Raw genomic sequence first — 23,208 nt, 5'->3', positions numbered from 1 at the left:
AGGTTCGTCGGCTGCTCTACGGCTGCCCCGGTCGCAGGTCGAGGGTGACGACCGCGCCGGTGTCGTCGTTCGCGAGGGTCAGCCGGGCGCCGATCACCTGGGCGTGGCCGGCCGCGATGGTCAGGCCCAGGCCGTGTCCGTGGCCGCGTTCGGTGGCGCCGGTGCGGAATCGCTGCGGGCCTTCGGCGAGCAGCTCCGCAGGGAAGCCGGGGCCGTGGTCACGGACGGCGACGGTGGCGTCCTCGACCGTGATCTCGACCGGCGGGCCGCCGTGGACATGTGCGTTGACGACCAGGTTGGTGACGATGCGGTCGAGGCGGCGGGGGTCGGTCTCGACGACCGGGTGACCGGTGGCGGCGATCCGGGGGGCGAGCCCCGTGCGCCGTACGGACTCCTCGACCAGCTCGTCCAGCGGCACCGGCTGCAGCTCTGCCCGCTCCGCGCCCGCGTCGAGGCGAGAGATCTCCAGCAGGTCGTCGACCAGGGCGTGCAGCACCTTCACCCGGTCCCGTACGAGATCGGTGGCCTCGCTCTCCGGGAGCAGTGTGGCGGAGGTGACCAACCCCGCGAGCGGGGTGCGCAGTTCGTGGGCGACGTCGGCGGTGAAGCGCTGCTCGGTGTGGAGGCGGCCCTGGAGCGCGTCGGCCATGTGGTTGACGGCCGAGGAGATCTCGCTGATCTCGTCGTGCCCCCGGCCGGTGGTCCGCGCGTCGAGGTCGCCGTGGCGAATGCGGCGGGCGGTGCCTGCGACCTGGCGCAGCCTGCGCACCACCAGTTCGGCGGCGAGCAGGGTGAGGGGGACGACGGCGGCGAGGGTGGCGAGCGCCGCGTACCGCATGTGCCGGTCGAGGGCCTGGCGGCTGTACAGGTCGGAGATCATGTTGACGCTGACGGCGATCGGGGTGCCGTCGACCTCCGTGGCCGCCCACATGGACGGGCCGTGGGCCGGCTTGCTGGTGTCGTACCAAGTGACCGGCGCCGGTCCGGCGGCGAGCAGGTCGAGGAGATGGCCCGGTACCTCGTCGCCGGTGCGGTACCCGGGCTGCGGCGAACTGCTGGGCCGGGCGCCGCTGAACTCGGCCTTGGCGGCGTCCAGTTCGCGCAGGGCGTCGGCCCGCCCGATGCTCATCGAGCGGGTCTCGGTGGTGCGGTGGACCAGGAGGCCGATGCCCAGGGCCATCGCGCAGGCCGCGGCGGCGACCCCTGCGGCGATCTTCCAGCGCAGGGATCTCGGGTCGGCCAGGCGCCACAGGGACCGGCCGGTGTCGCCGGGTGGGGGCGCAGGGTCCATCATTCGCTCACGTTCTCTCTCGGCCCGCCTGGCGCTCAGCGGCGGAACTTGTAGCCGAAGCCGCGCACGGTCTCGATGTGGTCGGCGCCGATCTTCTTGCGCAGCCGCTGCACCGCCAGGTCGACGACCCGGATGTCGCCGTCCCAGCCGTAGTCCCACACCTTGCGCAGCAGGGTCGCGCGCTGCAGGGCGATGCCGGGTACGGCCACGAATTCCAGGAGCAGCCGCAGTTCGGTGGGAGTCAGTGCGAGCGGCCTGCCGTCCTTGCGGACCTCGAGGCCGCGGGTGTCGACGGTCAGGTCCCGGAAGGCGAGCAGACCCGTGCCGTCGCCGGTGGCGGGATCGGGCTCGACGGGAGCCGTGAAGGTGGCGCGGCGCAGCAGGGTGCGGATGCGGGCCAGCAGCACAGTGGTGTCGACCGGTTTGACGACGTAGTCGTCGGCGCCCGCCTCCAGACCCGCGACCACGTCCAGGGAGTCGCCGCGGGCCGACATCATCAGGACCGGGGTCTGGCTGGTCTCGCGGACCTTGCGGCACAGCCCGATTCCGTCGAGGTGCGGCAGCATGATGTCGAGGAGCAGTAGGTCGTGCTCCGTCTCCCGGAACATCTCCAGGCCGGTCAGGCCGTCGGGGGCGGCCGAGACCCGGTAGCCGTAGCGCTCCAGGGACAGGCCCACGGACCTGCGGATTGTGTCGTCGTCCTCGACGAGGAGGATGTGCACGGGGGCGGGCTGGTCGCGCATGTGGTCGCCTGAGGTCGATTCGTGAGCGTCTGCCGGCGTCTGCCGGTGTCTGTCGATGTCCGTCTTGGGGGCCGTGCTGCTGGTCCTGACAGTATCTGCCGACCCGGCGCCGCCGTGTCCGCCATCCCGTCCCGCCCGCCGCTCGCCTTCCTTCACAGCCGCAGGGAGGCCGCGACCGGCAGATGGTCGCTCCCCGTGCGGGGCAGCGTCCACGCGGAGACCGGGGTGACGCCCTTCACCAGGATCTGGTCGATCCTGACCACCGGGAACGACGCGGGCCAGCTGAACCCGAAGCCTGCCCCGGCCTCGTCCTGCGCCGAGCGGAGCCCCGCGGTGACCGGGCCGAGGGCGGTGTCGTCGGTGGTGCCGTTGAAGTCGCCGACCACGACGACCCGGTGCAGCGGCTCGGCGCGTACGGCGTTGGCGAGCTTGGCGGCCGCGTCGTTGCGGCGCGCGGTGTTGAAGCCCTTGGTGAGACTGGCCCGCACCGAGGCGAGGTGCGCGGTGTACACGGCGAGCGGCCCCTTCGGAGTGTCGACCGTGGCCCGCAGGGCGCGGGTCCACGGCATGATCTCGACAGGCCGCACATCCCGCAGCGGATAGGTGCTCCACAGCCCGACCGTGCCCTGCACCGAATGGTACGGATAGGAATCCGCCAGCGCCCGTTCGTACGCGGGGGCCGTGCGCGGCGACAGCTCCTCCAGGGCGATCACCTGGGCGCCGGAAGCGGCGAGGGAGCGGGTGGTGCCCACCGGGTCGGGGTTCCCGTCGTGCACGTTGTGACTGACGACGGTGAGGTCCCCGCCCGCCGCGCCGTCCCCGCGCCTATCGACGAGCACCACGCCGAACAGGGAGCACCAGACCACGGCCGGGACCAGGACGGCTACGGCGGCGACCACCGACTGCCGCACGGCGGCCAGGGCGAGAAGCGCAAGCACGCCCACTCCCGACCAGGGCAGGAACGTCTGCATTAGGCTCCCGAAGCTGCCCATCGCGGCGGGCAGCCAGGCGGCGACGACCATGCCGATGCCGCAGAGGACGACCGCGGTGGCGAGGAGGCGGCCGCGCCGGAGCAGCCGGGGCGTGGTGCGGGGCGGCCGTGGGGCGCCGTCGCCCGGGGAGTTGCCGGTGCGGTCGGTCGTCGCGGCGCTCAGCCCTTTGGGGCCCATGACCGTGATCACGTCCGGTCCCCCTGTTCGCCGAGCGCCGCCGGGAGTTCCTTCTGCACGGCGTCTATCAGCGCACCGCTCTTCTCGAAGGCTGCTTCGAGTCCCTCGGCGGGCGTGGTCCCGGCCCGCTGGCCGAGCACCACCCCGAGCACGAAGTGGCGCTTGCCGCCGGTACCCGCCTCGGCGGCCCACATCAGAGCTCCGCCCGCCGGGGTGCTCGACCCCGTCTTGAGGCCGACGACACCGGGCCGGTCGAGGAGCCGGTTGGTGTTGACGACCGGGTCGGGTTCGCCCGGCACGGTCGTGCTCCGCATGGCGACGACGGCGCGCAACGTCGGATCCTTCATGGTCTGCCGGGCCAGCTTGAGCTGGTCGTCGGCGGTGCTCCTGGTGGTGGCCTCGAGCCCGCTCGCACCTGTGTACGTGGTGCGGTGCATCCCGAGGTCGCGCGCGGCCCGGTTCATCTTGGCCACGAACGCCTGCTGGCTGCCCGCGTCCCAACGGGCCAGCAGCCGGGCCACGTTGTTGCCCGACGGGAGCAGCAGAAGCTCCAGCATCCGGCGCTCGGAGAGCCGCTGGCCCTCGCGCAGCGGTGCGGTGGACTCGGTCAGCGAGTGCGACTCCTGCGCGGCGGCCGCGTCCACCGCGACGGCGGGGCCTTGCTCGCCGTCGGCCAGCGGATGCTCCTTGAGGATCACGTACGCCGTCATCACCTTGGTGACGCTGGCGATCGGCAGCGGACGCTGCCCGGCGGTGGCGCCCAGCTTGCCGAGCCCCTCCACCTCGATGCTCGCCTGTCCCTCGTCGGGCCACGGCAGATCAAGCCGGTCGGCGACCGCTGCCCGCGCGTCCGCCGAGGCCACGGCGTCACCACTCGCCTGACCGAATGCGTTCGGGCCGTCGCCCCGCAAGCCGATCCATCCACCGGCCGCGGCGCCAACCAGAACCACAGCAGCCGCGCACACCGTCCAAGTCCGCATCAGGCCAGTCCAGGCCGCGTGTGTCCGTAGGTCAGTCACCAGCAATCCCCTCTTCAAGTCGAGCTGCACGCGGTGCCCGCGCACGTCTCAAGCCTTGGTGAGGACCACATCCAGGCGATCAGGACGGTGCGTCCAGAAACGCTCAGAATTATGTCAACGGCGTATCAGCCTCCCTGGTCAGAAGGTACGGGCCGTCCTCGGCCCTGGATGGAACGCCCGCTTCGTCACTGGATTCGATCGGTCGGCGGCGTCCGCTGGCCTGCGGGGATGGGCGCGGCTGAGGCTGGCCTGAGGTTGAGGCGCTTGTTCATGTCGAGGCGGAAGGTGCCGTACGGGTTGATGTTGGACCAGAACAGCGCGGTCAGTCCGCGCCGGTCCTCGCCGCTCAGCTTCTTCTCCCACACGGGTTCGGCCAGGACCTGCTGCACCAGCAGGGTGTCGACGTGCACGAGCGCGGACTGGAGCAGGTGCAGGGGGGCATGGAGGTCTCGGCGTGCTCCTTGTCGGGGCCGGTCAGGGCGCCGTCCTTGCCGTAGCGGAGCACGGTGTTCGCGCTGTTCCAGTTCTCCACGACCTGGAGGCCGCCGTGGATCTCGCGGCGCAGACCGGGGCTGGCCAGGTAGTCGCAGGCGAAGACCGTGCGGACCGCGCGCCCGAGCTCTTCGAGCGCGGCGTAGGTGGGGTGCTTGGGGCCGCCGCGGGTGAAGCGTCGCAGCGCCTGCTCGGCCTCCGCTGTGCCGAGGCGTAGGGCTGTCGCGTACTTGATCATCTGGCCGTACTGCTGGGCGATGAGGTCCCGGCGGATCGGCCGCGTCAGCGAGGCCCCGAGGGCGGGCCAGCCGGGCGGGGCGTCGTCCGGGCGGTACAGGCGGATGCTGCCGATGTGCTTCGGCCGCGGCAGCAGCCGGAAGCTGAGCAGCTCCGTGAAGGCGAACCCGACGACGCTCGCACCGTGGGTGTCGACGTAGTTCGACTCGATCTCGGCATCCGTGCAGTGCTGCAGCAGGCCCGCGATCATCGCCGCAACCTCGGACGACGAACAGGACTTGAGCTGGGAGTAGATACAGACGTTCTTCCGCTCGACGTGCCAGAACACCATCACGCCGTTGCCGCCGTAGCGGGCGTGGTACTCGGTCATGAAGTTTGAGGACCAGGACCCAAACTTCCGAGTCCGACGCGCATGCGGTCCCGGAGCCCCACCAGGCGGCGTCCCGAGCGGCGAACGTGCCGTTGACCAGCCTGGACCGCCGAGCAGCTGCGCCACATGCAGGACGCCTTCACGAAGGCCGGCGACGGAGCCCGCGCGAGGACGAAGAAATACACCGACCCCGAGGACGCCCCCGCACCCGCCCGGCGCGCGAGGACGACCAGCGCGCGCACGCCCCCAGCAGCCCGGCCCGCACCGCGGACCGGAGGCCGGCCACTGAGCGCACCCGGTGCGGTCCACTCGATCGGGCCGGTGCGCACCGGAGATGTCCGGCAGGCGTTGTCACGTTGGTGGGGTGTTGAGCGATTGAGGGCGCGTCAGGGGCGTGTAGGGGTCGGGCGGGGGCCTGGGTCACGCTGTGGTGGGCGGGGCGGCGGCGCCGGTGATCTGGTCCCAGATCACGAAGCGGGTGGTCATCTCGGCGCGGTATTCGGTGGCGGTCATCAGGTGGCGGCGGGGCCGGAAGTGGGGTGAGATGCCGCTGAACGCGGCCAGGAACCGCTGGGCTCCGCCGACGCTACGGAAGCCCTTCATGGCGCGTTCGCGCTGCCGGGTGGGCTGATGGCTGTTCTCGGCCTGGTTGTTCAGGCGCTTGTGGGAGCGGTGCTTGAGCGAGGGCCGGACCTCGCGGTGGGCCGCGCCGTAGGAGCGGAGCTTGTCGGTGACCACCACCCGCGGCACCGAACACGTCTTCTTCATAAGGCGGCGGAAGAAACGCCTGGCTGCGGCTGTGTGCCGGCGGTCCTGCAGGAGGATGCCGAACACGTTGCCGTCGGCGTCGACGGCCCGACAGAGCTACTTCTGCTCTCCGTTGATTTTGATGAAGACCTCGTCCAGATGCCCTTGTCGCCGGGGCGGGGTCGCCGGCGACGCAGGTCGTTGGAGTGGGCCTGGCCGAACTTCGCGCACCAGCGGCGGACGGTCTCGTGGGAGACGAGCACACCGCGCTCGAGCATCAGTTCCTCGACCTCGCGGAAGCTGAGCGGGAGGCGGAAGTGCAGCCACACGCAGTGCGCGATGACCTCGACCGGGTGCCGGTGCCCCTTGTACGACGGCAGCGCGGACGACACGAGCGAACCCCTCCCCAGAACGACCAACTCCAAGATCATCCCAGGCCGGTCAGCCAACGTGACAACGCCCCCGCGGGAGCTCAAGGGTGTACGCCGGCAGTAACCCTCGCGGTGCGCCAGGGCACAGAAAGGGGTGGTCCACATGAACGTCCCCTTCCGATCTTCCCTGATACATCGGACAACTTGATGGCGGGCGAAGATCGCTGATCCAGCGCAGAAGAGGGAGTTGGGACTCTCTGCGTCAACTGAACTCGCTGTAGTAGAGCGTGTTTGGCCGGATCCCTTGACACTTGGATGAAGCGGATAGCAGAGTTCCGCCCGGTCGTGAATTCATCGATACATCCGATGAAAGATGGTCGCGGCAGACGTTTCTGCTGGATAGTTCGCCCCTACCATGTCAGGGAGTCAGACGTGCACCGCAGTTCAGACGGCAGACCAGGAAGCAGAGCCACCCGGAAACGGCGGCTTGCGACGGCGGCGGTCCTCGCCTCGGTGACCGTGGGCGCGGTCCCCGCGCTCACCGCGGGCACCGCGGCGGCGGCCCACGCCCCTTCGGACAGGAACATCTACGTATCGGCGTCCGGCAGCGACCGGAACACCGGACAGTCGACCAGCAAACCCCTGCTGACCCTGGCGGCCGCGCAGGTCTCCGCGAGGGAGGCCTCCAGGGCAGGCCACCCTGTTCATGTGTGGGTCCGCGGCGGCACCTACCACCTCGCCGCCACCATGAAGTTCAGCGCCGCGGACTCGGGCAGCGCGTCCGCCCCGGTGACCTACTCCTCCTACCCCGGAGAGCGAGCCGTGCTCAGCGGGGGCCGCAGGGTGACGGCCAGATGGAAGGCCGACCAGCACAACAGCGCGATCCGGGTGGCGGACATCGGTGCGCACCGGAAGATCGACGGGCTGTTCGTGGGCGGCGCCAGGCAGGTGCTCGCCCGCTACCCCAATTTCGACCCGGACACGGCCGTGCTCAACGGCTCGACCACCATGGCCATCCTCAACTCCCGTTCCGTGCAGTGGAAGAACCCGTCCACCGGCGACATCCGCGGCCTGCACTCCTCCCACTGGGGAGGCAACGACTACACGATCACCGGGCGCGACGGGTCCGGACTCACGCTGAAGTGGGTCGGCGACAACAACCGGGGCGGCGACGTGGACACCGCGCACGTTGTCGCGGAGGGCGTGTTCGAGGAACTCGACGCACCCGGGGAGTGGTTCTACGACAAGGACGCCGGGAAGCTGTACGTGATCCCGTCGGCCGGCACCGATCTGTCGAAGTCCACGGTGGACACCGCCGAACTGGACGAACTCGTCCGGGTCGAGGGCGCGTCCGCTTCCCGCCCCGTCCATGACCTCACCTTCGACGGCTTCACCTACACCGCGACGCACCGGACTCTCTTCGACACCCCGTACGAGCCACTGCAGCTCGGTGACTGGGCGGTGGCGCGGGCCGGGGCCGTCCACATCAAGAACGCCAGAAACATCACTGTCTCCCGCTCCTCCTTCGCCCAGGTCGGCGGCAACGGTGTCTTCATCGACGGCTACAACAAGGGCGACGCCGTCACCGGGAACAGCTTCACCGGGTCCGGCGCGAGCGACGTACAGGTGGTGGGCTCCACCCAGGCCGTACGGAACCCCTCGACCTGGGCGCACATGGTCGATCCGCCCACGGACCTGGCCCCCGGCCCCAGGACCGACGACTACCCCCGCGACATCGACGTCAGCCACAACAGCATGGCGGACATGGGACGGTTCGAGAAGCAGAGCGCCGGTGTCAACATCTCGATGAGCAGCCGGGTCACCGTCGCCCACAACACCATCCACGGCAGCCCGCGGTCCTGCGTCAACGTCAACGACGGCACCTGGGGCGGCCACCGGATCCAGGACAACGACATCTTCGACTGCGTGAAGGAGACGTCGGACCACGGGCCGGTCAACGCCTGGGGCCGGGACAGGTACTGGCCCATCGCCGGGCCCGGCATCAACCCCAGCGCGGAGTCCGACGCCCTGCAGAAGAGCTACTCGCAGCTCGACGTTGTCCAGCCGATCACCATCAGCAACAACCGGATCTGGCACAACAGCGAGTGGGCGGTCGACCTGGACGACGGTTCGAGCAACTACGTCGTGAAGAACAACCTGCTGCTGGGCGCGGGCATCAAGCTGCGCGACGGGTTCAACCGGACCGTCACGAACAACATCGTCGTGGGCGGCTCCGTCTACGAGCAGATCTCGCACCGCGACAACGGCGACGCCATCAGCAGGAACATCATCCTGGCGGACTCGCCCTACTCGCTCACCGGCAGCGATCCCGCCGCCGCCAAGTACACCGCGGACAAGAACCTGTTCTGGGACAACGGCCGGCCGGTCGCCCTGCCCAGTGTCTGGCGCACCAGCGGCCTGGACACCCACTCGGTGACCGCGGACCCGCGGTTCGCCGGGGGATCGCCGTGGGACTCGCCCGGCATGACGGACTACACGCCGGCCGCGGACTCACCCGCCAAGGCCCTGGGGTTCGTCAGCTTCCCGATGAACCGGTTCGGCACCGGGAGGCCGGGAGAGGCGACATCCCCCGCGGTCGGCTGGCCTGCCGCCCCGGAACCCGACACCGTGATCGAGACCCAGCCCGAGCCGCTGATGGGCGCCACCGCCCGTCAGGTCTACGACAAGGCCACCCAGTCGGCCGTCGGACTCGGTGACTTCGACGGGCTCTACCTCCAGGGCGTACCGTCCACCTCGTACGCCTACGAGCAGGGGCTGCGTCCCCTCGACGTGATCCGGTCCGTGAACGGGACCGGTGTAACGGACCGTGGCAGCTTCTGGACCGTCTACAATAAGCTCGCCCCTGGCAGCGCCGTCACCCTGAGCGTCTGGCGTGCGCAGGCAGCCACCACCGTCAGCCTCGTCAAGCCCACCGGGCCGCAGCAGTACAACAACACCGCGGGCGTGACATACACCGGGACCGGCTGGGGATGGCGCGGTGCCACGGCCGGCGGCCAGGACTCGTTTCAGAACGACATCGACGCCACCACCACCATCGGCGAGTCCTTCACCATCACCTTCAACGGCACCGGAGCGGACTTCCTCACCGAGCTGAACTCGGACGAGGGAACGATCGACATCGCCGTCGACGGCGTCCACCGGGAGACGGTCGACGCCACGAGCGGCTCCCGTCAGTACCAGCAGAAGCTCTACTCGGTCAGCGGTCTCCCGGCCGGGGTGCACACCCTCACAGGAACGATGAAGACCGGGCAGTACATGATCGTGGACGGCTTCATCGTGCGGAGCTGACGTACGGGTCACCCCCTCCGCCCGCACATCCCCGCGCTGCCGGCCGGACCGGAACACGTCCGCCCGGCAGCGCTCCGTTCCCGGTTCCCGGAACTCAGCCGGAGGCCCGGACGGCGAGGCGATTCACCTTCGGATGGGCGAACTGGGTCCAAGCCGTCGGGTCATGCCCCGAGCCACAGCCGGATTGCCGCCACAGCCGACGCTCTACCGGGGATCACACGATGACCGCTCAGTAGCCCCTCACCTACGAGGCACCTGTCGAACGGCTCTCCGCGCCGGTTCCCGTTCTGGGCATCATCGAGTCATCATCGACGGGACACGCATCGAAGGACAGCCGTTCGAGTCTCACAGCTCGCAGTCCTGGGGAATGATGATGCCCGCTCGGGCGCAGGAGGCTCAGAACGGTCAGCAGCCTGTGCCAGTGCCCGCAATGCCTGACCCCATCCTCCGGAACGGGCAGCAGCGATTTCTCACGGCGACCAGTGCGGCTGCGCGGGGTCTCGCTCAAGATTGAGTGAGAACGCTCGACCTTGGCTGAGACGGACCATGGTGCAACCTGTCGGACAGCCCTTAGCTGCCTAGGCGCTGCGGCTCAGCTGGCCATCTCAGTTTCACGCGTGGAAGTGACCAGGAGGCCTCCCTCCGGTTCCTGGCCGCGTTCAGCGGCATCTCAACCCACTTCCGACCCCGCCGCCACCTGATGACCGCCACCGAATACCGCGCCGAGATAACCACTCGCTTCGCGATCTGGGACCAGATCACCGCCCCGCCCCGCCCACCACAGGGTGACCCAGGCCCCCGCCCGACCCCTACACGCCCCTGACGCGCCCTCAATCGCTCAACACCCCACCAACGTGACAACGCCCACGAGCTCGATCGCGTGCCGCTTGTACTCGTCCGAGTACCGCTTCGTGTTTCGAGGGGGCGATGCCGTGCAGGACGGTGTGGACGGAGACGGTTTTGCCCGCGCCTGGCCCATCCCTGCCTGTGCCGCTGCCGGAGCGCAGCGCAGGATTGTTCACTGCTCAGCGTTTGCGTTGCCGGGCTCGGCTGGTGCTGTGGGGCTGCTTGCGGCCAGAGGCAGGGCGCGTCTGTGCTGTCGTCGGTTCAGGCTGCAGGCGGACGGAGACAAGCCCTCCGGCAAGGAGCCCGCTAGTGCAGCGCCCGGCGAGGTTCCCATAGACGGGGTCGGAGGACAGGAACAACAGGGCATGGCAACGGGCGAGGGTGAATTCGTCGCGGAGCGTCGGATCCTGCTCGAACAAGGGGAGGCCGACAGCCATGATGGCGGCAGCCTCGTCCTGTTGCTGTCGATGGAGGGTATCGCTTGCGACGCCCGCGAGGCGTGGGATCAGCCCGGCATAGATCCGCTCCCAGACGCTTCCGGGATCGTGCGGGTCGGTGAACATCTTGTCGGTGAGCTGCCGTATCAGCTCCATCACCGTGGAAGAGTCGCCCTCCTCCGCCATGGCCTTCCAGCCGGCATACGCCACGCGCAGGAGAGTGAAACGAGCCACATCAGTGGGTGTCTCGAACACGGGATGCTGGAGGACACCGGTCTCCTCCAGCAGTCGGCCGAGGCTCTGGCCAGGGTGGATCGGGAAGCTGGTGCGGCCCACCTCCTCGCCGACAACACCACCCTGGACTACGCCTCCCGGATACTGCAGGCCATGCAGGCCAGGCGGGCCGGGAAGCCGGTGCGGCCCCTTACCTGACCCGCCCCGCCGCCGACGTGGCTACGCAGCCCATTCCAGCCCCGGCGCGGTCAGACCCGGGGCCATACCCGCGGACGCGGGGGGCAGGGCCTCGCCATCATCGAGTACGAGCGCAGCGTACCGATGACGTAGCACGCCCAGCCACGCTGAGCATCGTGCTCCGTTGGGCTTGATGTACTCCAGGAGATCAGCGTTCACGGCAGCATGGTGATCTACTGCAGAGAGTGACCATGCGCCTGGCTGGTCTGTATGAGGGCTTCCGGCGGCGAGCGAATGAGGCTGCAATGAGTGATCTGACGAAGCCCGAGATCGACCTTCCGGAGGGTGACGCTCCCACCGAGCTGACAATCCGCGACCTCGTCGTCGGGGACGGGCTTGAGGCGAAGCCGGGCAGGGTTGTCCAGGTTCACTACGTCGGGGTCACCTTCGAGTCTGGAAAGGAATTCGACACCTCCTGGGACCGGGGCCAGACGTTCAAGTTCGCCGTGGGCGGTGGCAAGGTCATCAAGGGCTGGGACCGCGGGGTCAGAGGGATGAAGGTCGGCGGCCGGCGCGAGATCAGCGTTCCCCCGCACCTCGGCTACGGCAACCAGTCACCCTCGCCGTTGATCCCGGCGGGCTCGACACTAGGGCGTGTATCGGGTCGTGATCAATCTGTGGGTTTTGTTCTCGTGGAGCGGGTGGATCGGGTAGTCCGGTGTGTATGACACGGCGGCAACTGACGGACCAGGAGTGGGAGTACGTCGAGCCGTACCTGCCGATCGGCGAGTACGGTCCGTATCCCGCACGACTTCGGCAGCAGTTCGAGGGCGTGATCTGGAAGTTCCGCTCGGGAGCGCAGTGGCGGGAGATGCCGGCCGAGTTCGGCCCGTGGTCCACCGTGCACAACCGCTTCCGGCAGTGGCGGGACGCCGGAGTCTTCGAGACCCTGCTGGAAGGGCTGATCGCGCAGGCGGCCGCGCGGGGTGAGGTGGACCTCTCCCTGGTCAGCGTGGACTCCACCACCGCCCGGGCCCACCAGGACGCGGCCGGTATGCGTCTGGCCCCCGGCGTGCTCGACGCCCTGGAGAAGGCCGCGGAGGAAGAGAAGGTCCGGTCAAAGGGGGCACCGAAGAAGAACAAACCGGACCGGGCGCCGATGGCGTCGCCGCGCGAAGACGCCTCCGGCACCGCCGCAAGCTCCGGTTGAAAGCCGCCCTGCTCGGACGCTCGCGGGGCGGCCAGACCAGCAAGGTACACATCGCCTGCGACCGCAAGTGCCGACCGCTCGTACTGACCCTGACCGTGGGCCAGGCCGCCGACAGCCCGCAGTTCATCCCGGTCCTGGACAAGCTGCGGGTCCGCGGCCCGGCCGGCCGACCCCGCACCCGGCCCGGCGCCGTCGCCGGCGACAAGGCGTACTCCTCCCGCGGCAACCGCGCCTACCGGCGCAGACGAAACATCAAGGCTGTCATCCCTGAGAAGAAGGACCAGACCACCCACCGGAAGAACAAGGGCCGCCAGGGCGGCCGACCCCTCACCCACGACACCGACCTGTACAAGGAACGCAACACTGTCGAGCGCCTGATCAACAAGCTCAAGGCGTGGCGCGGCATCGCCACCCGCTACGACAAGACCCCCGAGAGCTACCTTGCCGGCCTGCAACTGCGTGCCTCGATGATCTGGATCAAAGACCTCACCCGGACCGTCGATTGATCCCGACTCGATACACGCCCTAGTCTTCGTGGTGGACCTGCTCTCCGTCGCAGTCTGAGGCCTTCTGCTACCCGGCCTCTCCGCCCGGGCAGGAAGCAGCGGCCTGTGGACTCCCGTGGCACTCCCATGATCGTCTCGCAGGCGATAGCGCGCGTCCATGACTTGGCGGGGACCGACATATCGGATGGTGGATGGGGAGAGGATCGATGGGGCCTGGTTCCACATCTGGCGGCGTTATCGACCAGACAGTGAGCCTTTTCCAACCTGCGGCAGAGCGTGGCGGGTGGGGCGATCGCCGTGCTTGACTGCTTCATATGTCGTCGGCGTCCAGCCGCTCCGCGGACTTGAGCAGGTACTCGGGCAGTTTTGAACCGGCCGCCAACACCTCGATGCCGATGAGGCGGCCGTGCTCGTCGAAGTCGAGGTTGATCATGCCGTCGACGTCCACCGGAGCGCAGGGATACATGTGCGCAGACCGTGCGCGGACCTGGGGTTCGGTGAAGTACACGTACGCTGCGTCCACGGACTTGTCGTAGGTGACTTTGACCTCTGTCACAGTGAGCCCATTTCCGATCTGGGTGGCTTGTTGAGCAGTTGGGCTGAAAACGTGGTGAAGCCCCTGGTAGATGGGTTTTCGACCGAGAGAACCGTCTCCACCAGAGGCTTCACATGATTGTTTACCCGTCCGGCGTGGACGTGTCCACCTCTTCCCTGCGCCTCCGCGCTCAGCAACTACTGAGATTTAACTCGTGGTGTCGTCATGCGGATCTGATGGTCAGGCCGGTCTCGGTGAGGCAGCCGTCGATAAGGTTGCGAAGTGCATGACGATGCCCTTGGCGCCGGCGGCGACTTCGTCGATGAGTTCGTGGCCGCGGGGGTCATCGGGGTGGTTGCGGACCCAGGTCATGGCGTAGCTGATGATCTGGTTGATGTCGCTGGGGCGCAAGAAGATGGCGTCGCCGGTGTGGAGCCGCTCAGGGGCCTTGTGCTGCCACAGCCGGTAGTACCGGCCCTCGACATCGTTGAAGCCGAGATGCCGGTCGCCGTGCGGGTTGATCAGGTGGGTGGTGAAGGGCAGGTCGTTCGGGCCCGGCTGCCAGGGCTGCTCCGGCTGGCTCAACGCATCCTCCGTCGACGTTCGGTGATCCGGAAGTGACGAGTGTGTCAGCGCCGGTCCGGGGCGGGCAGGGATTCCGGCCGCTTCGCCCGTCCCGGCTGGAACGCACGGTGAAACATCACCGTGCAACGGCCCGCGTTTCACATCTGGCCTGCGGGAACGCCCGTATGGAGCCGGGGCGGCCCGTGCGTTTCAGGCCCTCGCGGACATCGAGGCCGAACAGCCGGCCTGCCGACGGCACGAGACCCCGGCCCTTGGCAGGCCCGGGGTCCGGTCGGGAGCGGGGAGCGGTCAGTAGTCGTCGCGTTCGGAGGGCCCGTACTGCTCGATGAGGTCGCAGGTGCAGTTTCCGCCCTCGTAGAGCGTCTTGTCGCACTCATCGTGGTGCTGCTCCCGCTGCGGCAGGCGCGTCGGCGGTGCGGCCTGCACGGCGGGCTGCGCCGGAGCGGCCTGGGCGACCGGCGCCGGCCTTGCCCAGTCGACGCCCAGCGCGGCGAGGGCGGCGAGCTGGGCTGCGGTGAGCTTGTCCCGCCTCGATTTGGTGTTCGACGTCGAAGTCGTCAACAGAAACCCCGGAGTTCGCGGATTTCACGTCGTGAAAAGACGCTGGGTAGTCGAGCGGAGCATCGGCTGGATCACGATGCACCGCCGCCTGGCCCGCGACTTCGAGACCCTCACCGCCAGCTCCGAAGCCATGATCCACATTGCCTCGATTGACAACCTCGCCAAGCGCATAACGGACGAGACCGCACCAACCTGGCGAGGAAATTAATAGGTCATAAGCGGCAATTCGCCTACAGCAAACGCCCTCTCAGGGTAGTTGGATTCCCCCGCTGCCGGTCGCGGTCGAGATGAGTTTGGTTCTTAAGGCGGTTGTGGTGTGTCGCATTGTGTTGGCTTGCCGGAGGCTGGTGACGAGGCCGGCGTCTCGCAGTGCGGTGACGTGTTCCGAGGCTGTGGCGGGTGAGATGGCGAGAGTCTGGGCGAGTCGTTTGGTGGTGTGGCCGGCAGGGGATGCCAGGGCCTCCAGGACGGCCGCGCGGGTGCGGCCGAGCAGTGTCGCCAGGGCTGTCGATGAGCGTGGCCGGGTATCCGGTGGTGTGGCGACGACGCTGTCGCTCTGGAGATTCCAGACGGGCGCGTACACAAGAACGGGGGTGCCGACCTCGTTGAGCAGTGCCCGGGGGCGGGAGCCGCAGAAGATGTGGGCGGACAGGAGGAGTCCTCGCCCCTCCAGGTGGAAGTCGATCTGGCCCTGTCCGGATGGGCCGGGTAGCTCCAGCACGGGTTCTTCCCAGCGTACTTGTGGGTGCAGGCCGGCCAGTACCGCGCCGACGCCGAGGCTTGTCAGGGTGTGCACCCGCCAGGCACGGTCCGCGTCCAGTACGGCCCGCATGCGGTCGACGAACGGGGTTACCGCGACGTCGTAGTAGGCGGCCAGAGTGTCGGTCACCACGTCCAGCGTGGCGCGGTCCCCGTCGGCCAGCAGCTGTGCCCAGGCGGGCAGAGGGTGGTGGTGCGACAGGCGGCGCAGTTCGGCCGTGAGACGCCTTTGCGGCGTGGCTCGTATCGCGTCGAACGCCCCTGTGGTGGGGGATGCGTGGTCGGGGCCCGGGGTCAGGAAGTCCGGAGCCCAGCCGGAGGCCGGTACCAGGGAACCGAGCAGTGACGCCCGTGCGGGCAGCTGCTTTCCGACAGCGTGCCGCCACGCGGAGAACCGCGGGCCCGAACGATGACGGAGCGCTTGCAGACTCATCACGGCCTCACTCACCGGCAGCGAGCTGTTGTAGCCGAGCGCCACCCGCGCCAGATCTTTCGAAGTGAAGTGGATTCGCAGCATAAAGCCCCCGGTGTCCGAATTCATCGGCGTGGCACGCGCTGACCAGGGACATTCGGCTACAGCCGACGGTCTTTGTCGAGTGCACGCCCGGCCAAAGAAGATGTGTCCAGGCCGAAGCCGGCCTGGCGCTGGCCACCGAGGTGGGTTGGCCGGGCGGAGCCCGATCACGTGAGGAGTGGGACATGTACAGAAAGCTGGAGGCGGTGGGCAGCAGCCTTCTCGCCCGTTTCGTGCCCAAGGCCGAGGCGTCGGCCGCCAGCTGCGGCCCGGTGTGCACGGGAGGCTGGTGGTGGTGGTGCTGCGTCGGTTCGGGGTGCACGTCGCGGTCGGAGAGCCGCTGCTGACAGGGCCGACGAGGCGGGGCAGCCGTCGATGGCTGCCCCGCCTCTGGCCCAGCTGGAAACTGCCGTTGACGACCCGACGGGGGTACCTGTGGATTACCTGACGGTCGGCCTGCGCGGCCTGGTGGGGGTGGTGTTCCTGGTCTCCTTCATCAGCAAAGTGCGGAGCCGTGACGCCTTCCGGACGTTCGGCGCGTTCCTGCGGGACCTGCGGCTGCTGCCCACCCCGCTGGTCCGGCCGGTGGCACTGGGAATCGCCGTCGCAGAGTGCGCGGTCTGCGGACCTCTCCGCGCCCTTCCCGGCCCCTGCGGCGGCCGGCTTCACCATCGCGGTGGCCCTGCTGACCGTGTTCACCGCCGGGATCGCCCTGCTGCTCCGCCGAGGGGTGCGGGCACCCTGCCAGTGTTTCGGCGAGTCTGCGGTCCCGATCGGGCTGCGGCACGTCGTACGCAACGTGCTGCTCGCCGTGCTCGCGGGCGTCGGCCTGTCCACGGCCTTCGCCGCGGGTCCTCCGCAGGTCGGCGGAGCGGTCGTGGCAACGCTGGCTGGCCTGCTTCTGGGTGGGTTGACCGTCTCGCTCGACGACCTGGTCGAACTCTTCCAACCCGTCAACAGCTCAGTCCCGAATCGGCTTCGGGGCGTTCCCGCGGTCCGGGACGAGTCGAGTCGATAGGAGAACCTCCGTGCCCGTCCTCATCGCGGCCGTCATTCTTGTGGGCCTGCTCTGCGCGCTCGACCTGGTGCTGACACTCGGCGTGGTCAAGAGGCTGCGCGAGCACACCGCCCTGCTGTCCAGCCCGCCGGCGATGACCGAACTGCCGGTCATCGCGGTGGGCGAGGAGATCGGTGAGTTCGCGACGTCCACCGTCGCGGGCGAGCCGGTGAACAGCGCCGATCTGGCTGCCGACACGTTGGTGGCATTCCTCTCGCCTTCCTGCACACCGTGCCGGGAGAAGCTGGCGGACTTTGTGGCATACATGCATGCCCGTTCGATCGATCGTGATGACGTCCTGGTGACGGTGGTGGGGGATGCCGCCGAGGCCTCGTCGTTCGTCTCAAGGCTGAGCCCGGTGGCCCGCGTGGTCGTCGAGGCCCCTGACGGTCCTGTCAGCACTGCTTTCAGGGCCAAGGCGTACCCGACGATGCTGCGCGTCTCACCGGTCGGCGCCGGCAGGCTCGTGGTGACCGCCAACCAGGTAGATCTGGCCGTACCGGCTGCGGCGGCGGCGTGAGCGGCCGGCGGATGCCGTCCGGCGGCCGCGGCGCGAACATCCCGGACCCCGGTACGGGCCGGCCCACGTCCGTCGCACGGCGAGCCGCCGCCGCCTGCTCGCTCGTGGCGAGAGCGGCTCCCGGGTCGCTGGCGCTGTACACGCTGCTGACTTCGGCAGCCGGGGCGCTGCCCGTGGTGACGGCGTGGCTGACCAAAACGGTGCTGGACGGCCTGGTTTCGGGCGCTGCGGCCAGCACGCTGATCAGGTCCGGTGTGGGCCTTGCCGTGGCCGGTGTCGTCATCGGGACCGTGCCGCATGCGATCCAGTACCAGCGGACGGAGCTGGAACGCGCGGTCGGACTGTTCGCCCAGGACCGACTGTTCACCGCGGTGGACGGCTTCTTGGGGCTGGCCCGCTTCGAGGACCCGGCCTTTCTGGACCGGCTACGCCTCGCCCAGCAGTCCGGCCGTAACTCCCCGACCCGGACGGTCGAAGGGGTGCTGGGCATCGTTCGGGCAGGGGTCACCGTCGTCGGATTCCTGGGCTCGCTGATGGTGATCAGCCCGCTGATGGCCCTGCTGGTCGTGGCGGCCGGTTTGCCGGGACTCCTCGCGGAACTCGCCATGTCGCGCAGGCGAGCGCGCATGTTCTGGAACCTTGGGCCGGTCGAACGGCGGGAACTCTTCTACAGCGAGCTGCTCTCCAACGTGGACGCGGCCAAGGAGGTGCGCCTGTTCGGCATCGGCGCCTTCCTGCGGCAGCGGATGCTTGGCGAGCGGCGGGCGGCTAACTCCGCCAAGCGGGCCACCGACCGGCGCGAGGCCCGCCTACAGGCAGGTCTGGGACTGCTGACCGCCCTCATGTCGGGCGGTGGCATGCTGTGGGCGGTGAGTGCGGCGCACGCCGGGACTCTGTCGGTCGGCGGGGTGACCATCTTCGTGGCCGCGGTGGCCGGCGTGCAGGCGGCGCTGGCCACGCTCGCGAACGAGGTGGCCCAGGGCCACCAGGCGCTGCTGATGTTCGACCACTACCTGGCGGTGACCACCGCCGGACCCGACCTGCCCGCGCCCGCCGCGCCCCGCGCGCTGCCTCCGCTTAGGACCGGGATCGAACTGCGCGATCTGTGGTTCCGCTACTCCGACGACCATCCCTGGATCCTGAGGGGCGTCGACCTCTTCGTACCCCATGGGACGTCGCTGGCTCTGGTGGGACTGAACGGGGCGGGGAAGTCGACCTTGGTCAAGCTGCTGTGCCGGTTCTACGATCCCACCCGCGGCTCGATCCGCTGGAACGGCGTGGACCTGCGCGACATCGACCCTGCCGAACTGCGGCAACGGATCAGCGCGGTGTTCCAGGACCACATGGACTACAACATGACGGCCGCCGAGAACATAGGGCTGGGCGATCTGACAGCGTTCGACGACCGTGCGCGCATCCGCGCGGCCGCCGAACGGGCCGGCATCCACACCAGGCTTGCCGCGCTGCCGTACGGCTACGACACCCTGCTCTCGCGAATGTTCTTCATGGAATCCGAGAGGAGCGACCCGACCACCGGTGTGGTGCTCTCCGGCGGCCAGCGCCAGCGCCTCGCGCTGGCCCGCGCCTTCCTACGCGACCGACGCGACCTGATGATCCTCGACGAGCCCTCCTCCGGCCTGGACGCCGCTGCCGAGAGTGAGATCCACAGCTCCCTCAGGCGCCATCGGGCCGGGCGGACCAGTCTGCTCATCTCCCACCGACTCGGCGCTGTGCGCGACGCCGACCTCATCGTGGTTCTCGCGGAGGGAAGGATCACGGAACAGGGCAACCACTCCGAGCTGATGGCGGCCGACGGGGAGTACGCCCGCCTCTTCGCTCTCCAGGCGTCGGGATACCGGGCCGATACCCCGGACAAACCCACTTTCGCAGGAGGACCCTCATGAAGCGAGGTCTCGAGAGGAGATGCTCCGCAGCGGACCGATTCGGCGAACCACGCGCACCGCGGGCCCGACGGGCACTGGTGCTCGGTGCGGTGGTGCTCTGGTGCGGCGCCCCCGCCCTGGCTGCCGTCAGCGCCTGCGCCTGGGCATTGCTGTGCGGCGTCGCCGCGCTCGCGTTCAGCCTCGGCCTCGTCGCCACCGCGCTGCTGGCGCGCAGCATGGTCGCGGTGACCGTGCGCGGCGCGAGCATGGAGCCGCTCTACCGGGACGGCGACAGGGTGCTCGTCCGCCGCAGACGCAATCCCGGGGTGGGGGAGGTGGTCGTCGTCGAGCAGCCGATGCCCGACGGCTCATGGTCTCCCGCGTCGCCACGCGCCTGCGCGCCCACGACGGTGCCGCCGTCCCATGGCACGTGGGTGATCAAGCGTGTCGTCGCAGTGCCGGGCGACCCGGTACCGCGAGACCTGGTCCCCTCGCTCGCGCGGGTGCCGGAAACACGCGTGCCAGCAGGAAGGCTCGTCGTCCTGGGCGACAACCCCCAAGCCAGCGCCGACTCCCGGCAGGCCGGTTACTTCCCGGGCGACCGCGTATTCGGCGTGGCGCTGCGCCTCCGGGCACGGTACGGCGCGAGTCCCGCCGTACCGGGGAAATGAGGCTCTTCGGTCGCTTCCGTGGATGGGTTCATGCGGCTTGACGCCTGGTAGGTGGGGTCGGTGTCCGCCGAGGTTGAGCATGGCGAGGGCGATGAGGGCGTCGGCGCACGCTCATCCGGGATGGAAGGCGACCGCAGGGGGGCGTCATGTTGGCAGAGGACTTCGGATACCAGGTCTCGCCAAGACCGGCAGGAGAGATGACACCAGAAGTGCGGACGGATGTCGCCTCACTGCTGGAAGTGAAGAAGCAGTGGGTGGAGAAGCAGGAACCCGGCGGTGCCTACGTCGGGGGACTTTTCCTAATCATCGGAGGCTTTGTTTTCGCGATCACAACTCAGACGCTTCCTATACTTCTTGTCGCCATAGCTCTCGCTCTGGCGATCGGCCATTCTGCCGAGAAAAATAGCGGGCAGGCAAAAGAAGAGTTGGCCGACTTCGAGCGCGTTTCAACGGCGGCAGTTGCGAGCCCCTGGCAAGCTTGGCCCTGCCGAGTGCAGGAAATAGCCGGGGTAGGCGACAAGGCGGTGCTGCTCCTAGGCCCCGAGGGAGAGGTGGCCTGCACGTATCAGTCCCCCATGCCCGAGGACGTATGGACCGGACTGACTGACGGGCGAGGAGTGGTCTGGTTCGCGGGTGACGTGAGGTTCGGTGGACTTCTTGCTCTGCCCGGAGGGCATCCCCGATGGTGGGCACGCATCCCGAAGGTGGAGATAACCCCTCGCCCAATTAGCGATCGGCAGCTTCATATCGAGGAGGAATTGACCCGTCAGGCTGTCGCCTACGTTTTCAGCGAATGGCTCTGACGGCGCACAATAAGTCTATCTCGGCTGTCGTGAGCCCTGTTGGTACGGTGCCCCAGAGTCAAGGCTATTCTCTCGCGTGGACCGGCCCCGACACGCTCGCAATCCGCGACTACGAGCAGATCGCTCTCCGGCTCGCCGGGCACGCCCGTGCGGTCGCCTCCGACGTCCGGCGCCACGCCGCCGCGCTGCCCAGGAGTGACGGCCGCGGCGCCCTTGCCGAAGTCGTCCTCCGCGAAGCCGCCGGCCGCCTGTCGGCACCGCTGGAGCAGGGACTCCAGCGACAAGCCGACGTTTTGCCGTCCGGTCAGTTTCTTCACCTTGCCCGTCGCGGAACGTACTGACTTCCGTGCCGGATAGGTGTAGATGTACTGCCGGTCAGTGCCCAGTTTCCGGTGACGATGGATGCGCCATCCGAGAAAATTCAGGCCCTCGTCAATGTGCGTGATCTTTGTCTTCTCCACCGACAGGCGAAGGCTCATCGGCTTCAACGCCTCCGTGACCTCGTCGCGTAATGCCTCGGCATGCTCACGGCGCCCGAAGACAAGCACGAGGAAATCATCCGCATACCGGACCAGCCGATAGTTGGGCAATCCACGGCGCCGTCTCCTGCGTCGATCCTCGGAGGTGTTACCTGATCCTCCAATCCCCTGGGCGATGTAATCGTCCAGAACCGAGAGCGCGATGTTGGCCAGCAGCGGCGACAAAATCCCGCCCTGCGGGGTCCCGGTGCGTGTGTCCGTGAAGGCTCCGTCCCGGGACAGGATCCCGGACTTCAAGAACGCCTTCACCAAGGACAGCACCCGCTTGTCCCCGACTCGATGCCTCACCCGCTCCATGAGAGACAGGTGCGAGATCTCATCGAAGCACGCCGTGATGTCGCCCTCCACCACCCACTCATATCCGTGGTTGGCGAGGTAGCGAGTCTCGGCGATCGCGTCATGAGCCCGGCGAATCGGGCGGAACCCATAGGAACACGGGAGGAAATCCGCTTCGAACACCGGCTCCAGCACCAGTTTCAAGGACGCCTGGACCACTCGGTCCGCCACGGTCGGAATTCCAAGGCGACGGAGTTTCCGTTCGCCCTGGGAATCATCCGCTCACGCACGGGAACCGGCCGGAAGCTGCGATCTCTGATCTGAGCCCGCAGCCTGCCGAGAAACACCTCGACTCCCTGCCCGGCCTCAATGGAGCGGGCGGTCTTCCCGTCCACTCCGGCCGTGCGGGCACCCTTGTTTCCCCGGACACGGTCCCACGCCACCAACAGGAAGGCGGGATCGGCCACGAGGTTGAACAGATCGTCGAACCTGCGATGAGAATCATCAGCAGCCCAACGGTGCAGCTTGGTCTGGATCTCCAGTACCCGGCGTTCGGCCTTCATCAAGGCCCATGCCAGCTCGCCGGAATTCACCGGCGACCACCTCCTGGCATTCCAGCATCCTTACTGCCGACTTGCTGGCCCCCTTCCCCATGTGGCCGGCTTTCCCGGCCTCGGAGTACTACGGAGCCTCCGTCCTGCCCGACGGCCATCAGCCGGCGATGGGCCTGCCCTCCACCGGACTGGATATCCGGCATCGGGCGACTGCGGGCAGTTCCCACGTTCACCACGGAATCGATTGACGGGTGAGGTGCCCAGCTCTACCCCGGCAGCATCGCCACGCTTACGCCGCAGGCTTTCGGCGTGGCCTCCCCACCGGTAGGTAGATCCGGCTTCGGAGTCGGCCGCCGCCATCGGCGACCGTACACTGCATCCGGCCCGCATCCGCCAGGTTGGACCGGTGTCGTAATTACGGGGCGTCAAGCACTGATTCCTCGCGTGCACCTTCCCGTCTCACTACTGAACTTGATTGGGTGATGTCAGGCGAACGGCCCGACATCACCCAATCAAGTTCAGTAGCCGCCGCCGCGCCCGAGGCAAGGTCGGCGGGCGGCCGTCGGTCGTCAACGACGACCTCATCCGGGCGGCCCGGGACATGCTGCCCAACCCCGAGAACAGCGTCACCACCATCGCCAAGATCCTCGGCGTCTCGGTCGGCACGCTCTACAACCACATCCCGGACCTCAAGGAACTGCGGACCTCCCGCGTCCCGCGCCAGCTGGAGGGCAGCAAGTGATCCCCGCCTTCCATCGGGCCAAGGGCGGCGCGGCCCAGCTCGGCGTCACGC

At 68.5% G+C, this 23,208-nt stretch carries 22 protein-coding genes and 7 pseudogenes; 15 read left to right on the top strand and 14 right to left on the bottom strand.

What is annotated here, in order from left to right; all coding sequences use genetic code 11:
- Positions 1–16: 16 nt before the first annotated feature.
- From OG322_RS00560 to OG322_RS00530, 7 genes and pseudogenes are all read right to left on the bottom strand, one after another.
- Positions 17–1,291, bottom strand: a complete 1,275-nt coding sequence (locus tag OG322_RS00560; RefSeq protein ID WP_329307688.1) for a HAMP domain-containing sensor histidine kinase — start codon at positions 1,289–1,291, stop codon at positions 17–19.
- Between the two features lie 35 nt (positions 1,292–1,326).
- Positions 1,327–2,034 (bottom strand): two-component system response regulator CseB, encoded by a 708-nt coding sequence (gene cseB, locus OG322_RS00555; RefSeq protein ID WP_266412990.1) that lies wholly within the window; start codon positions 2,032–2,034, stop codon positions 1,327–1,329.
- A gap of 152 nt (positions 2,035–2,186) precedes the next feature.
- The gene (locus tag OG322_RS00550; protein WP_329305877.1) at positions 2,187–3,215 is read right to left on the bottom strand and encodes an endonuclease/exonuclease/phosphatase family protein; all 1,029 of its coding nucleotides are present in this window, start codon (positions 3,213–3,215) and stop codon (positions 2,187–2,189) included.
- Complete coding sequence (locus OG322_RS00545; RefSeq protein ID WP_329305876.1) at positions 3,212–4,066, bottom strand: D-alanyl-D-alanine carboxypeptidase family protein; 855 nt, start codon at positions 4,064–4,066, stop codon at positions 3,212–3,214. The genes OG322_RS00550 and OG322_RS00545 overlap by 4 nt, the downstream gene beginning before the upstream one ends.
- A 341-nt stretch (positions 4,067–4,407) precedes the next feature.
- A complete protein-coding gene (locus tag OG322_RS00540; RefSeq protein ID WP_329305875.1) occupies positions 4,408–4,632 on the bottom strand; it encodes a hypothetical protein in 225 nt (74 codons plus the stop codon).
- On the bottom strand, positions 4,569–5,321 hold the full coding sequence (locus tag OG322_RS00535; protein ID WP_329305874.1) for a Tn3 family transposase: 753 nt from the start codon (positions 5,319–5,321) through the stop codon (positions 4,569–4,571). Before OG322_RS00535 ends, OG322_RS00540 begins: the two co-directional genes overlap by 64 nt.
- 420 nt (positions 5,322–5,741) lie before the next feature.
- Positions 5,742–6,460: pseudogene (locus OG322_RS00530) on the bottom strand (IS6 family transposase).
- A 411-nt stretch (positions 6,461–6,871) separates the two neighbouring features.
- Between OG322_RS00530 and OG322_RS00525 the strand changes: the two are divergent.
- Both OG322_RS00525 and OG322_RS00520 read left to right on the top strand, forming a co-directional pair.
- The gene (locus OG322_RS00525; protein WP_329305873.1) at positions 6,872–9,748 is read left to right on the top strand and encodes a PDZ domain-containing protein; all 2,877 of its coding nucleotides are present in this window, start codon (positions 6,872–6,874) and stop codon (positions 9,746–9,748) included.
- Between the two features lie 643 nt (positions 9,749–10,391).
- Positions 10,392–10,571: pseudogene (locus OG322_RS00520) on the top strand (hypothetical protein); the annotation flags it as partial.
- Between the two features lie 202 nt (positions 10,572–10,773).
- On the opposite strand, the gene OG322_RS00515 reads toward OG322_RS00520, so the two are convergent.
- A complete protein-coding gene (locus OG322_RS00515; protein ID WP_329305872.1) occupies positions 10,774–11,286 on the bottom strand; it encodes a hypothetical protein in 513 nt (170 codons plus the stop codon).
- Positions 11,287–11,289: 3 nt separating this feature from the next.
- Between OG322_RS00515 and OG322_RS00510 the strand changes: the two genes are divergently transcribed.
- The 3 genes and pseudogenes from OG322_RS00510 to OG322_RS00500 all read left to right on the top strand — a co-directional run bounded on the left by OG322_RS00510 (position 11,290) and on the right by OG322_RS00500 (position 13,158).
- The gene (locus tag OG322_RS00510; RefSeq protein ID WP_266412996.1) at positions 11,290–11,463 is read left to right on the top strand and encodes a hypothetical protein; all 174 of its coding nucleotides are present in this window, start codon (positions 11,290–11,292) and stop codon (positions 11,461–11,463) included.
- 284 nt (positions 11,464–11,747) lie between these two features.
- On the top strand, positions 11,748–12,170 hold the full coding sequence (locus tag OG322_RS00505; protein WP_329305871.1) for an FKBP-type peptidyl-prolyl cis-trans isomerase: 423 nt from the start codon (positions 11,748–11,750) through the stop codon (positions 12,168–12,170).
- Positions 12,167–13,158: pseudogene (locus OG322_RS00500) on the top strand (IS5 family transposase). The gene OG322_RS00505 and the pseudogene OG322_RS00500 overlap by 4 nt, the downstream one beginning before the upstream one ends.
- A gap of 310 nt (positions 13,159–13,468) precedes the next feature.
- Here OG322_RS00500 and OG322_RS00495 read toward each other — a convergent pair.
- The 3 genes from OG322_RS00495 to OG322_RS00485 all read right to left on the bottom strand — a co-directional run bounded on the left by OG322_RS00495 (position 13,469) and on the right by OG322_RS00485 (position 14,839).
- The gene (locus tag OG322_RS00495) at positions 13,469–13,714 is read right to left on the bottom strand and encodes a DUF2283 domain-containing protein (protein WP_329305870.1); all 246 of its coding nucleotides are present in this window, start codon (positions 13,712–13,714) and stop codon (positions 13,469–13,471) included.
- Positions 13,715–13,933: 219 nt separating this feature from the next.
- Positions 13,934–14,278, bottom strand: a complete 345-nt coding sequence (locus OG322_RS00490) for a hypothetical protein (RefSeq protein ID WP_123466022.1) — start codon at positions 14,276–14,278, stop codon at positions 13,934–13,936.
- Between the two features lie 288 nt (positions 14,279–14,566).
- Positions 14,567–14,839 carry a hypothetical protein gene (locus OG322_RS00485; RefSeq protein ID WP_260147223.1) on the bottom strand — a complete coding sequence of 91 codons (273 nt, stop codon included), beginning with the start codon at positions 14,837–14,839 and terminating at the stop codon, positions 14,567–14,569.
- Between OG322_RS00485 and OG322_RS00480 the strand changes: the two are divergent.
- Positions 14,814–15,047: pseudogene (locus OG322_RS00480) on the top strand (transposase); the annotation flags it as partial. The gene OG322_RS00485 and the pseudogene OG322_RS00480 overlap by 26 nt on opposite strands.
- Before the next feature lie 39 nt (positions 15,048–15,086).
- On the opposite strand, the gene OG322_RS00475 reads toward OG322_RS00480, so the two are convergent.
- A complete protein-coding gene (locus OG322_RS00475; RefSeq protein WP_329305869.1) occupies positions 15,087–16,115 on the bottom strand; it encodes a winged helix-turn-helix domain-containing protein in 1,029 nt (342 codons plus the stop codon).
- Positions 16,116–16,297: 182 nt separating this feature from the next.
- Here OG322_RS00475 and OG322_RS00470 point away from each other — a divergent pair, with 182 nt between their 5' ends.
- The 8 genes and pseudogenes from OG322_RS00470 to OG322_RS00440 all read left to right on the top strand — a co-directional run.
- A complete protein-coding gene (locus OG322_RS00470) occupies positions 16,298–16,459 on the top strand; it encodes a hypothetical protein (RefSeq protein WP_185095544.1) in 162 nt (53 codons plus the stop codon).
- A gap of 28 nt (positions 16,460–16,487) precedes the next feature.
- A pseudogene (locus OG322_RS41430) lies at positions 16,488–16,727 on the top strand (MauE/DoxX family redox-associated membrane protein); the annotation flags it as partial.
- Positions 16,627–17,130 carry a MauE/DoxX family redox-associated membrane protein gene (locus tag OG322_RS00465; protein ID WP_329305868.1) on the top strand — a complete coding sequence of 168 codons (504 nt, stop codon included), beginning with the start codon at positions 16,627–16,629 and terminating at the stop codon, positions 17,128–17,130. The pseudogene OG322_RS41430 and the gene OG322_RS00465, both read left to right, overlap by 101 nt.
- 10 nt (positions 17,131–17,140) lie before the next feature.
- Entirely contained in the window at positions 17,141–17,689 is a 549-nt protein-coding gene (locus OG322_RS00460; RefSeq protein ID WP_329305867.1) for a hypothetical protein, read from the top strand.
- An 11-nt stretch (positions 17,690–17,700) separates the two neighbouring features.
- Entirely contained in the window at positions 17,701–19,593 is a 1,893-nt protein-coding gene (locus OG322_RS00455) for an ABC transporter ATP-binding protein (protein ID WP_329307687.1), read from the top strand.
- Positions 19,590–20,243, top strand: coding sequence for a S26 family signal peptidase (locus OG322_RS00450; protein ID WP_123466034.1), 654 nt, complete (start codon positions 19,590–19,592; stop codon positions 20,241–20,243). Before OG322_RS00455 ends, OG322_RS00450 begins: the two co-directional genes overlap by 4 nt.
- A gap of 146 nt (positions 20,244–20,389) precedes the next feature.
- Positions 20,390–21,046, top strand: a complete 657-nt coding sequence (locus OG322_RS00445; protein ID WP_329305866.1) for a hypothetical protein — start codon at positions 20,390–20,392, stop codon at positions 21,044–21,046.
- A gap of 71 nt (positions 21,047–21,117) precedes the next feature.
- Positions 21,118–21,387: pseudogene (locus tag OG322_RS00440) on the top strand (hypothetical protein); the annotation flags it as partial.
- Between the two features lie 120 nt (positions 21,388–21,507).
- Here the strand turns inward: OG322_RS00440 and OG322_RS00435 are convergent.
- Both OG322_RS00435 and OG322_RS00430 read right to left on the bottom strand, forming a co-directional pair.
- Positions 21,508–22,080, bottom strand: a pseudogene (locus OG322_RS00435) (reverse transcriptase/maturase family protein); the annotation flags it as partial.
- Complete coding sequence (locus OG322_RS00430; RefSeq protein ID WP_329305865.1) at positions 22,062–22,454, bottom strand: hypothetical protein; 393 nt, start codon at positions 22,452–22,454, stop codon at positions 22,062–22,064. The gene OG322_RS00430 and the pseudogene OG322_RS00435, both read right to left, overlap by 19 nt.
- A gap of 436 nt (positions 22,455–22,890) precedes the next feature.
- Here OG322_RS00430 and OG322_RS00425 point away from each other — a divergent pair, with 436 nt between their 5' ends.
- Positions 22,891–23,157 carry a helix-turn-helix domain-containing protein gene (locus OG322_RS00425; protein WP_329305864.1) on the top strand — a complete coding sequence of 89 codons (267 nt, stop codon included), beginning with the start codon at positions 22,891–22,893 and terminating at the stop codon, positions 23,155–23,157.
- Positions 23,158–23,208: the final 51 nt, after the last annotated feature.

The sequence above is a fragment of the Streptomyces sp. NBC_01260 genome, from assembly GCF_036226405.1.
Taxonomy (GTDB): Bacteria; Actinomycetota; Actinomycetes; order Streptomycetales; family Streptomycetaceae; genus Streptomyces; species Streptomyces laculatispora.
The sequence above is the reverse complement of the archived record's forward strand: the minus strand, read 5'-3'. Positions and strand labels throughout refer to the sequence as shown.